The following is an 11,286-nucleotide window of genomic DNA, read 5'->3' as shown; positions in this document are numbered from 1 at the left end:
ATTTCCTTTCTACAACTTTCCTACCAAAGGCTAACGCACGTAAACGGTCACCTTACTGATACCATAGGTTTTCTGCTTCCAAATTCCAAAGTTTAAAATTTCTTCAGGCAAGTCCACAGCCTTATCAGTCTCACAAACCAACATCACCTTTTCAGACAAGAGCCCCTGCTCCTCTAACTGAGTAATATTGGCCACAATCTGCTCTTTCGCATAAGGCGGATCTAAGAGCACCAAGTCAAACTGACCTGTCAATTGTGTCAATGCACGCGCCGCATCCATCTTCAAAAGCTGGAACTGTTCCTCACTCTTGGTCATCTTGATATTTTCCTGAATAACAGCCTGTGCTCGACGATCCTTTTCCACGAGGACAGCAGACGACATGCCACGGCTAATAGCCTCAATAGCTAAACTACCACTCCCAGAAAAAAGATCCAAAACACGTCCTCCATCAAAGAAAGGACCAATCATATTGAAAATGGCACCCTTGACCTTGTCCGTTGTTGGACGAGTCGTTTTGCCTTCTAACGTTTTAAGCGGACGCCCGCCAAAATCACCTGCTACAACACGCAAGTCGGTCACCTCGTTTTTACTGACTTTTAGTAAGACTTCTCTATTATAACAAAAAACTACACATAGATGTTACTCCAAAGGAGGCTAGACTAGCTAAAGATCATCACACAAACACAAAAAACTCGAAATTCTCCCGAGTTTCCATTTATATTACTTATCACCAAGTGCAGTCACGTAGTTATAAGCTTCGATACCGGCTGTGGCACCTTCCCCTACGGCTGTGGTAATTTGGCGAAGGTCTTTCTGACGCACATCACCAATGGCAAAGATACCTGGAACACTTGTCGCCATCTTGTCGTCTGTGATTACCCAACCATTTTGGTCAGTGATGTCAAGGCCTGTCAAGTAATCTGAAACAGGATCAAGTCCGACATAAACAAAGACACCGCCAAATTCGTGGTTAGTCACCTCACCAGTTTTGACATTCTTGATATCAACACTGCGAACCTTGATGTCATCACCCTTGATTTCTTCAACGACGGAATCCCAGATAAACTTGACCTTTTCATTGGCGAAGGCACGGGCTTGAAGGACCTTTTGGGCACGCAATTCGTCACGACGGTGAACAATGGTTACGCTATTGGCAAAGCGTGTCAAATAAACTCCTTCTTCAACAGCAGAGTCTCCACCACCAACAACCAAGAGGTCTTGATTGCGGAAGAAGGCACCATCACATACCGCACAATAAGAAACACCACGGCTGTTGTACTCTTCTTCACCAGCAACACCAATGCGGCGGTGTTTAGCACCCGTCGCAATGATAACTGTCTTGGTTTGGTACTCCTCGTCACCAGTTTTGACAACTTTATAATTGCCCCTGTCTTCGATACCAGACACGATACCATAAAGATTTTCAACTCCCAATTTTTCCAAGGGTTCAAACATCTTCATGGACAGTTCTGGACCAGAAATATTTTCAAAACCAGGATAATTTTCAATATCAGATGTGTTATTCATCTGTCCACCAGGAGCACCTTGCTCCAAAGTTGCCACTTTAAGGTTGGCACGAGCTGCATAAAGTGCTGCAGTCATCCCCGCAGGACCAGCTCCAATAACAATTGTATCGTACATGAGTAACTCCTTATATAATTTTCTTAATATGATTTTCTTGTAGAGATATCTTACACCTAATGTGCCAACAAAGCTAGCATTATGCATCCAGTACGATAAGAATCGCCATAACAGCAAATGCCAATACTGGGATCGAAACCATCGACATCATAATAGCATCATAGAGGGCACCCTGACGCTCCTTAACGGTTTTGTCTAAACGACGTAGGGCACGCCATCCAAGCCAAAAGACACCAATCACCAAACAAACAAAGAAAGCAATCACAAGGCCTAAGAGATAAAATTTAAAAATATTTAATAACATAAATCATCCTAAAGTGAGAAATAGAAAAGGCTGAGACAACATTCTTCAACCTCTGAATCCGATTAGTAATAACTACAGAAGGCAGTCACCGAGTAGACTCCTTAGTCACCTTTGAAGTATTCAAAAGTTCCTAGTCATCCTTGTGGGACTTTGACTATGAACTAGAAATGTAGTCCTATCCTATCACCTTTTCTATTGTAACAAAAATCCCATCTTAAAGATATTGTTTTGAATAAGAAGCGAAGAATTCTTTTGTTCGCTCTTCTTTTGGATGGTTAAAGATGTCATCAGGTGTTCCTTGTTCAAGGATATGACCTTTTTCAAGGAAAAGCACCTTGTCAGCCACTTGATAAATAAAGTTCATGTCGTGACTGACCAAAATCATGGTTTGACCTGATTTAGCCGCATCTGCGATTGATTTTTCAACCTCACCAACCAACTCAGGGTCAAGGGCAGATGTCGGTTCGTCGAGCAAGAGCACATCAGGCTTCATGGCAAGGGCACGGGCCAAGGCCACACGTTGCTTTTGACCACCTGACAAGTGACGCGGGTAATAATTTTCACGATTAGAAAGCCCAACCTTAGCGAGCTCTTCTTTCGCAATCTTGGTAGCTTCTTCGTCAGAAAGTTTCTTAACAATCTTAAGACCTTCCTTAACATTATCCAAGGCTGTACGACGTTCAAAGAGGTTAAACTGTTGGAAAACCATAGCCAACTTACGGCGAAGGGTAAGGATTTGCTCCTTGGTAATTGTTTCAAAATCCACCTTGAAATCATCAATGGCAATAGTACCAGAATCAGGTTGTTCCAAATAGTTCAAGCAACGAAGGATAGTCGACTTCCCTGCACCAGAGGCACCAACAAGAGCCACAACTTCACCTTTTTCAATGTCAATATCAATGCCATCGAGAACCTTTTGTCCTGAAAATTCCTTGGTCAAATTTTTGATACTAATCATTAGCGGTCACCTCCAATGCCAGAAATGTCAGTCGCTTCAGGAGCCTTAATGGCCATATGATTTTCAACTGAACGACCAATGTTCTCAATCAAGATTGAAATTACCCAGTATATAAGAGCTACTGAAATATAACGTTCAAAGTAACGGTAGTCAGCACCACCTAGGATTTGAGCCTGCGCATACATTTCGACGATACCTGCACTAAAGGCAAGTGATGTTCCCTTAGTCAAACCAATCAAACTGTTAATCAAACTTGGTGTCGCAATAACAGACGCATTTGGTATAATGACACGACGGTAAACCTGTGCAGATGTCATCCCAAGAGAACGGGCAGCTTCAATTTCCCCAGCATCCACAGCTTGAATCGCCGCACGGATGGTTTCACTCATGTAAGCTGCTTCATTAAAGGCAAAGGCCGTAATAGCGAAGATAGCCGGCGGAACCTCATTAATATTCAAATCTAAGCCGAACTCACCATTCAAGTAACGAAGGAAGAGTGGAATACCATAGTAAGTCAACATGAGTTGTACAAGGATTGGTGTCCCACGCAAGAAGCTCACAAAAACTGCTTGAATTGGATAAAGGATACGTACTCGATTAATTTTAACAACCGCAAAGACAAGGGCCAAAATCAAACCGAAGAAGGCACCTGCAATAGTCAATCCCAAAGTTAAAGGCAAACGTTCTACAATCTTAGGAACAGCATCGAAGACAGCCTTCCATGAGAAGAGCTTACCAGCTGGCATCCAAGATGAAATCCATTTGAAGACAACCGTAACCAATTGCAAAACATAGCTCCAAAGGATTTCCACTAGCCATGATAAGGGAACGGCTAAAGCAACAGCTACTGCCAAACCAACCAAGCCAAGGATAACTTGAAGATACCAAGGTGACCGATTAAATGCTTCTATACTCTTTTTCACAATGTCGCCCTTTCTTTCTAAAAAAGTCGGTTAGCCTAGTGCTAACCGTTCAAATATCTTATCATAAATTTTATAATATTCATTTTAGCACGACTCAGAAAGTCTGTGAAATAATCTTTTCTTATCATTGTGATAAGGAAATCATATCACGGATAATTCTGCTTTATTAACGTCAAAAAGCAGAGACAAAGGTCCTAACTTTTCAACTTTTAATAGTCTTATTTCAAATCACTGACGTAATCGCCACCGAAGTATTCCTTACTGAGTTTGGCAAGGGTTCCATCCTTCTTGAGCTCTTTGATACGTTTATTGACAAAGGTCTTGAGTTCCTTACCTTGCTTATTTTTTGAGAAAATAAGGTATTCAAGACCATCAGTCTTCATACCGATATCGTCTTTAAGCTTGTTTACAGCCAACTTATAGCCTTGATCTTTAACAATATACTCAGACGAAATGGCATCATAAAGGATAAAATCAATTTTTCCTTCTTGAATGTGTTGAACGCGTGTTGAAAGACCCGTCGAGCTAGAAGCGTAATTGATTGTAATTGGTGTCTTGTCCGCATTGGCGTGGTTCCAGTTTTCAAGCAACTGAGCGTAGTTAGTGCCAGGAAGCACTTCTGTTGTCTTACCAGACAAATCGTCTAGGCTAGTATACTTTGTACCCTCAGCACTGATGATTGCATAGTTAGAACGTGAAATCGGATCTGAAAAACTATATTTCTGTGCACGCTCTTCATTGTAGTTAAAATCATTAGCTGCAATCTGATAACGTCCAGAATCCACCCCTGTCAAGATGGAATCAAAAGGCGTCGTTACAAACTTGACCTCATACTTGTCCGAATCCTTGAAAACAGCCTTGACCAAATCAATATCATAACCCTTGAAGTCATCACCTTTTTTAAAAGTGAAAGGTGCCGTATCAGAGTCAGTCGCAACAGTAATCGTCTGCTTTTCACCAGATACCTTACTGTCACTTTTGTTTCCACAAGCTGCCAAAGTCAAAACCGACAAACCAAGAATCCCTATGCCTGCAAGCCATTTTTTCATATCTATAATCCTCGATACTTTCATTAATAGTTAGTGATAACAGTTTACCACCTTCATCCAAACTCGTCTAATAATAAAAAACTAAAAGGTGATAGATAAAGGTAATAGGGATAAGGTTAGAAATAACAAGATAGAAAAAAGCTACCATATCAGTAACGACTCTTTTCATCTTTAACTTATTACATTATATTATATTGATCGTCTAGTATTCATGTGAAATACTATCAACTTATCACTCCTATATAATCCTAAGAGAGAAAACAACTAAAAATAATCTATTATCCACACTACTTGTCCTTACCTGATAACTTATTACTTGAGTCGCTACTACCTTCAGGTTGATAGTCTGACAAATTCTTATGGATACGTTCAGCGTAAACGGGCTTTACTTCCTGATTCAGCATGGCCAACCAGATCCTCGAAAAGTTCTTTATAATTTTTTGTAGAGGTAGTCCAGTTGATCCCATTATCTTCGATAAATTGAAGTTCCTTTCCAAATTATCTGCACCTGTCAAAGGTATATAGAACAATTCTTTATCAATATCCTTAAATTGCGTTAAATCACCGTTAAAGTTTTCACACTAAAGGAACTTTGTTGTGAGATCTTTACTCTTACCCTTTTCATCATTACTCTTATCAGATTGGTTCCAGTACTTCAACTTGTCAATATTAATACCATAGGGACTCATGAGGAGAATACGAACAGCAGCTTCAGCTCCATGGACACTAACAGAGAGTGAAGTAACAGTCACTGTTGCTTCATCTTTCTTGACTTTAACTTCCTTCAGTTTATAGTCCTGAATCTTGCCAATCATATTACGACGTACCCTGAGAAACTTTGAAAACACTTGAGTTGGTACTTTAGCATCAGCCTTGACACGTTATGTCGAAGTTGATTCGTTTTTTCTTTTCAGCTGACTTATTTGAAGCACAGGCTACAAGAACCAAGCAGGTTGCTAAAATCAAGCCCAGATAAGTAAAAACTTTTTCATTACTTTTATTATCTCATTTCTATTACTTACTAATTAAGATAGCACAGGTCTAATGATGCTTTAAGGTCAACTAGCAACGTAAAAAGTTAAAACTCTACTATTTATATAATCACGCTAAATCGTCTAAGTCTAACTGTCTACCTTCTTGGTCTTCCAAACCTGTCAGCGTAACACCAAGCAGGCGAACGCCATTACTATTTTCCTCCAGCTGATCAAAAATACTATGAGAAATCCTATTGATGGTGTCAAAATCCTGGGTTGATTTGTCCAAGGTCATACGTTTGGTTAGGGTTGAGAAGTCCGAATAACGAACCTTGATGACAATGATACGACCGACTTTTTTAGCTTTCTGGGCGCTTTCCACTACCCGTTTAGCATTTTTAGTCAACTCAGCCTTGATGTCATCTTCATTATACAGGAGCTTACCATAGGTTCGCTCGCTTCCGATAGATTTACGGACACGATTAGGCTTTACGGGGCTATTGGAAATGCCTCTAGCCTTGCGAAAGAGGTCAAAGCCAAAACGTCCAAATCGGTCTATTAAGGTTATCTCAGAAATTTTCAAAAGATCGGCACCGGTGTATATATTCATGTCATGAAGACGCTCAACTGACTTTTTACCAACACCATGAAACTTTGCAATAGGTAGCTTTTCCAAAAATTCCTGGGCCTCTTCGGGAAGTACTACCGTCAAACCAGCAGGCTTTTGGAAATCAGAAGCCAGCTTCGCAATGAATTTATTGTAGGAAACACCAGCCGAACAGGTCAGATGGAGTTCCTGCCAGATATCATACTGGATAAGTTTAGCGACCTTAACGGCCGACTTGATCCCAAGTTTATTGGTCGTAACATCGAGATAGGCCTCGTCAATAGACATAGGCTCAACCAAGTCCGTGTAGCGTTTTAAAATTTCACGAATCTGCATCCCTACCTCACGGTAATGGCAATAATTTCCTGAAATAAAGACAGCATTGGGACAACGTTCGTAGGCTTCCTTAGAAGACATGGCTGAGTGGACACCGTATTTTCTAGCCTCGTAGTTACAAGTAGACACCACACCACGACCGCCTGTTTTTCTGGGGTCATGACCGATAATAACAGGTATATCTTTAAGACTAGGGTCATCCCTCATCTCAACCTGAGCAAAAAAGGCATCCATGTCGATATGAATAATTTTCCGACTCGTATCATTAATTAGAGGGAACTCTAGCATGGCTTCTTTCCTCCTTTCTCAAATTCGTCTCATTGTAAATCCTTTCACATAAAACTTTGGGTCTACAAAACATTCTCCCCCTATGATACCAAAATCTATCAAAAAACAGAAATTTATAATACAGATTTCCAGTTTTCAAAACTGTATTATAAAAGAATGTCTTTAAAAACGCAGTTTTAAAGTTATGTAAGCGGTTACTATATGATAAAATGCTCTTAGATGTGATAAAATACTCTTAGATAATGTAACAAATTATTTGTTACTAGAATTATAGGAGTACAAACTATGGCAACCTTAAAAACTATCACTGATGTTTTCGAAAAAGCCTGGGAAGGCTTTAAAGGAACTGATTGGAAAGAAAAAGCAAGTGTGTCTCGCTTCGTACAAGCAAACTACACACCATATGATGGTGATGAAAGCTTCCTTGCAGGACCAACTGAACGCACACTTAAAATCAAAAAAATCATTGAAGAAACTAAAACTCACTACGAGGAAACTCGTTTCCCAATGGATACTCGTCCGACATCAATCGCAGATATTCCTGCCGGCTATATTTCAAAAGACGACGAACTAATCTACGGTATTCAAAATGATGAGTTGTTCAAACTGAATTTCATGCCAAAAGGTGGAATTCGTATGGCAGAAACAGCTCTCAAGGAACATGGCTATGAACCTGACCCAGCTGTTCACGAAATTTTTACAAAACATGTAACTACAGTAAATGACGGTATCTTCCGTGCTTATACATCAAATATCCGTCGTGCACGTCACGCACACACTGTGACTGGACTTCCAGATGCTTACTCTCGTGGACGTATCATTGGTGTTTATGCTCGCCTTGCTCTTTATGGTGCTGACTACTTGATGCAAGAAAAAGTAAACGACTGGAACTCTATCGAAGAAATCAACGAAGAAACTATTCGTCTTCGTGAAGAAGTTAACCTTCAATATCAAGCACTCCAAGATGTTGTTCGCCTTGGTGACCTTTACGGTGTAGATGTTCGTCGTCCAGCCTTCGATACTAAAGAAGCTATCCAATGGACAAACATTGCTTTTATGGCTGTATGTCGTGTTATCAATGGTGCGGCTACTTCACTTGGTCGTATGCCAATCGTCCTTGACATATATGCAGAACGTGACCTTGCTCGTGGTACCTACACTGAATCAGAAATCCAAGAATTCGTTGATGATTTTGTCTTGAAACTTCGTACTGTAAAATTCGCACGTACAAAAGCTTACGACGAACTTTACTCAGGTGACCCAACATTCATCACAACTTCTATGGCTGGTATGGGTGCTGACGGACGTCACCGTGTTACTAAAATGGACTACCGTTTCTTGAACACACTTGATAATATTGGTAATGCTCCGGAACCAAACTTGACAGTTCTCTGGACTGACAAATTGCCATATTCATTCCGTCGCTACTGTATGAAAATGTCACACAAACACTCTTCAATCCAATACGAAGGTGTGACAACAATGGCTAAAGACGGTTACGGTGAAATGTCATGTATTTCATGTTGTGTATCACCACTTGACCCAGAAAATGAAGAACAACGTCACAACATCCAATACTTTGGTGCTCGTGTAAACGTCCTTAAAGCCCTTCTTACTGGTTTGAACGGTGGTTACGACGATATTCATAAAGACTACAAAGTATTTGACATCGATCCAGTCCGTGATGAAGTTCTTGACTTTGACACTGTTAAAGCTAACTTCGAAAAATCTCTTGACTGGTTGACTGACACTTACGTAGATGCCCTTAACATCATCCACTACATGACTGATAAGTACAACTACGAAGCTGTCCAAATGGCCTTCTTGCCAACTAAACAACGTGCTAATATGGGATTCGGTATCTGTGGTTTCGCCAATACTGTTGATACATTGTCAGCTATCAAGTACGCTACAGTTAAACCAATCCGTGACGAAGATGGCTACATCTACGACTACGAAACAATCGGTGAATACCCACGTTGGGGTGAAGATGACCCACGTTCAAACGAATTGGCAGAATGGTTGATTGAAGCTTACACTACTCGTCTTCGCAGCCACAAACTCTACAAAGATGCAGAAGCTACAGTTTCACTTCTTACAATCACTTCTAACGTTGCTTACTCTAAACAAACTGGTAACTCTCCAGTCCACAAAGGTGTTTACCTTAACGAAGATGGTACTGTGAACCTTTCTAAATTGGAATTCTTCTCGCCAGGTGCTAACCCATCTAACAAATCTAAAGGTGGTTGGTTGCAAAACTTGAACTCACTTGCAAGCCTTGACTTCTCATACGCTGCAGATGGTATCTCACTTACAACTCAAGTTTCTCCACGTGCCCTTGGTAAAACATTCGATGAACAAGTTGATAACTTGGTAACTATCCTTGACGGTTACTTCGAAAATGGTGGACAACATGTTAACTTGAACGTAATGGACTTGTCAGACGTCTACGAAAAGATCATGAGTGGCGAAGATGTTATCGTACGTATCTCTGGATACTGTGTAAACACTAAATACCTCACTCCAGAACAAAAAACTGAATTGACACAACGTGTCTTCCACGAAGTTCTTTCAATGGATGATGCTTTGGGATAAAATGAATAAAGAGCTCGCAATAGCGAGTTCTTTTCTTTTTGTAAAACACTTGCTTTTCATTATAATTTTCTAAATAAACTATAATTTATATTCGACTATCTTTCACATTAGCTATAAAATAAAGGGGTTTCTGTTCGGTTTCTCCAAACACTTCACTTTCAGAAGTACCTTAGAGAAAGAACACCCTGTCACCGTCTGACTGCTAGTTTACAAATAACAGGTCAACTAGCAGTCATGACAAAAATAACAGCCTATAGGGAGAAAAGATGAATAAGAAAAGTTTTAAGCTAATTGGATTATTGTCTCTTATAGCAGCTACCATCCTACTCGTAGCCTTCCAGTCTGAAACTAAAAGTAAAACCTCTAAGTCTTAAGAGGTCCAATGGGGCTATACGGGTATAACTGGTCCTGAACATTGGGGTGACCTTTCTAAAGATTATGAACTCAGCAAGACGGGTAAGGAACAATCTCCCATTAATATCACAGGAGCTGAGGACGTTGATCTTCCAGAACTAAACCTTAATAATCAAGAATCAGAAGCCCATGTTAAGAACAATGGTCACACCATTGAAGTCAGCTTTAAAAATCCAAAGAATACCCTAACAATTGGTAAGGAAGTTTACAAGTTGCAACAATTCCATTTTCACGCACCAGCTGAGAATGAAATAGATGGCAAAACCTATCCTCTCGAAGGGCATTTCGTCTACAAGACGGATAATGGAAAAATCACAGTTGTCTCAGTTCTCTATAACTATGGAGATAAAAACCAAGCCTTGCAATTAATATGGGATAAAATGCCTCAAGCCGCCAATACTGAAACGGATTTATCTCAGGCTATCTCACTTGATGATTTCTATCCTGAAAACAAGGACTATTACAACTTTGAAGGCTCATTGACAACACCGCCTTGTACTGAAGGTGTTAACTGGATTGTCTTCAAAAGCCAAGAAACTGTCAGTAAGGAACAGGTGGAAATATTATCCCAAACTCTTGGATTTGAAAATAACCGTCCTATCCAAGATGCAAACGGCCGAAAAATTAAAGCATAAAACCTATCAAAAGCTTGATGATAGACTATAATCTTTGCTACACTATTCCTATGATTATCAAACATACAAGAGATACACTTTCAGAGACTTATCTAGATGCTGTGGCTATTCGAAACACCGTTTTCGTTAAGGGCCAAGGAGTTCCTCGCTCCATCGATATTGATGCCAACGAAGCCTACTGCATTCACTTTGTCCTCTATGATGACAAGGGCCAGGCTACAGCAACCGTACGACTACTTCCTAACATAGACTTGACACAAGTTACACTCCAACGCATGGCCGTGCTCGACGACTACCAAGGTCAAGGTCTGGGTAGCATCCTCCTAAAAGAAGCTGAAGATTTCGCTCAAGAGCAGGGCTTCAAATCTATTTCCCTCCATGCTCAACTAAGGGCACTTAAGTTCTATCTCAATAGTGGCTATCAAGAAGTCGGCCAAATCTTCGATGAAGCTGGTATCCAACACATTACGGTTGAAAAATCATTAATAAGTAAAAAAGCTTAAGCAGTAGATCAACTCTGCTTAAGCTTCTTCTTTTGTTGAAAATATAAAATAGCCATGCT

At 40.3% G+C, this 11,286-nt stretch carries 9 protein-coding genes and 2 pseudogenes; 3 read left to right on the top strand and 8 right to left on the bottom strand.

Translation table 11 applies throughout. From position 1 onward, the window contains the following. Positions 1-30: 30 nt before the first annotated feature. The 8 genes and pseudogenes from rsmD to dinB all read right to left on the bottom strand — a co-directional run. Positions 31-630: pseudogene (gene rsmD / locus NSQ85_RS03755) on the bottom strand (16S rRNA (guanine(966)-N(2))-methyltransferase RsmD); the annotation flags it as partial. 90 nt (positions 631-720) lie between these two features. Next, a complete protein-coding gene (gene trxB / locus NSQ85_RS03750) occupies positions 721-1,728 on the bottom strand; it encodes a thioredoxin-disulfide reductase (RefSeq protein WP_332068335.1) in 1,008 nt (335 codons plus the stop codon). Further along, positions 1,721-1,945: a DUF4059 family protein gene (locus NSQ85_RS03745; RefSeq protein WP_179972227.1), complete on the bottom strand. Its 225-nt coding sequence runs from the start codon at positions 1,943-1,945 to the stop codon at positions 1,721-1,723. Before NSQ85_RS03745 ends, trxB begins: the two co-directional genes overlap by 8 nt. Positions 1,946-2,159: 214 nt before the next feature. Continuing rightward, entirely contained in the window at positions 2,160-2,903 is a 744-nt protein-coding gene (locus tag NSQ85_RS03740; RefSeq protein WP_179972228.1) for an amino acid ABC transporter ATP-binding protein, read from the bottom strand. After that, positions 2,903-3,649, bottom strand: a complete 747-nt coding sequence (locus NSQ85_RS03735) for an amino acid ABC transporter permease (protein ID WP_179974542.1) — start codon at positions 3,647-3,649, stop codon at positions 2,903-2,905. The genes NSQ85_RS03740 and NSQ85_RS03735 overlap by 1 nt, the downstream gene beginning before the upstream one ends. Before the next feature lie 395 nt (positions 3,650-4,044). Next, positions 4,045-4,875: a transporter substrate-binding domain-containing protein gene (locus tag NSQ85_RS03730; RefSeq protein WP_179973965.1), complete on the bottom strand. Its 831-nt coding sequence runs from the start codon at positions 4,873-4,875 to the stop codon at positions 4,045-4,047. A 581-nt stretch (positions 4,876-5,456) separates the two neighbouring features. Next, positions 5,457-5,690, bottom strand: a complete 234-nt coding sequence (locus NSQ85_RS03725) for a hypothetical protein (RefSeq protein WP_179973966.1) — start codon at positions 5,688-5,690, stop codon at positions 5,457-5,459. Positions 5,691-5,976: 286 nt separating this feature from the next. Then, positions 5,977-7,080, bottom strand: coding sequence for a DNA polymerase IV (gene dinB / locus NSQ85_RS03720; protein ID WP_179973967.1), 1,104 nt, complete (start codon positions 7,078-7,080; stop codon positions 5,977-5,979). Positions 7,081-7,365: 285 nt separating this feature from the next. On the opposite strand from dinB, the gene pflB reads away from it, so the two are divergent. The 3 genes and pseudogenes from pflB (at position 7,366) to NSQ85_RS03705 (ending at position 11,227) form a co-directional block, all read left to right on the top strand. Next, a complete protein-coding gene (pflB, locus tag NSQ85_RS03715; protein WP_179973968.1) occupies positions 7,366-9,675 on the top strand; it encodes a formate C-acetyltransferase in 2,310 nt (769 codons plus the stop codon). A 266-nt stretch (positions 9,676-9,941) separates the two neighbouring features. After that, positions 9,942-10,724, top strand: a pseudogene (locus NSQ85_RS03710) (carbonic anhydrase). Between the two features lie 50 nt (positions 10,725-10,774). Beyond that, positions 10,775-11,227 (top strand): GNAT family N-acetyltransferase, encoded by a 453-nt coding sequence (locus NSQ85_RS03705; RefSeq protein ID WP_179972233.1) that lies wholly within the window; start codon positions 10,775-10,777, stop codon positions 11,225-11,227. The last annotated feature ends 59 nt before the right edge of the window (positions 11,228-11,286 follow it).

Origin of the sequence: Streptococcus sp. FSL L8-0526 (genome assembly GCF_038007145.1) — a bacterium.
Classification (GTDB): domain Bacteria; phylum Bacillota; class Bacilli; order Lactobacillales; family Streptococcaceae; genus Streptococcus; species Streptococcus thermophilus.
The sequence above is the reverse complement of the archived record's forward strand: the minus strand, read 5'-3'. Positions and strand labels throughout refer to the sequence as shown.

What these genes read in the sequence shown, in the direction of transcription:
- NSQ85_RS03705 (WP_179972233.1), top strand. Translation starts at nt 10,775, where the DNA reads ATGATTATCAAACATACAAGAGATACACTTTCAGAGACTTATCTAGAT.
- trxB (WP_332068335.1), bottom strand. Translation starts at nt 1,728, where the DNA reads ATGCATAATGCTAGCTTTGTTGGCACATTAGGTGTAAGATATCTCTAC.
- NSQ85_RS03745 (WP_179972227.1), bottom strand. Translation starts at nt 1,945, where the DNA reads ATGTTATTAAATATTTTTAAATTTTATCTCTTAGGCCTTGTGATTGCT.
- NSQ85_RS03725 (WP_179973966.1), bottom strand. Translation starts at nt 5,690, where the DNA reads ATGATTGGCAAGATTCAGGACTATAAACTGAAGGAAGTTAAAGTCAAG.
- NSQ85_RS03735 (WP_179974542.1), bottom strand. Translation starts at nt 3,649, where the DNA reads ATGCCAGCTGGTAAGCTCTTCTCATGGAAGGCTGTCTTCGATGCTGTT.
- NSQ85_RS03740 (WP_179972228.1), bottom strand. Translation starts at nt 2,903, where the DNA reads ATGATTAGTATCAAAAATTTGACCAAGGAATTTTCAGGACAAAAGGTT.
- dinB (WP_179973967.1), bottom strand. Translation starts at nt 7,080, where the DNA reads ATGCTAGAGTTCCCTCTAATTAATGATACGAGTCGGAAAATTATTCAT.
- pflB (WP_179973968.1), top strand. Translation starts at nt 7,366, where the DNA reads ATGGCAACCTTAAAAACTATCACTGATGTTTTCGAAAAAGCCTGGGAA.
- NSQ85_RS03730 (WP_179973965.1), bottom strand. Translation starts at nt 4,875, where the DNA reads ATGAAAAAATGGCTTGCAGGCATAGGGATTCTTGGTTTGTCGGTTTTG.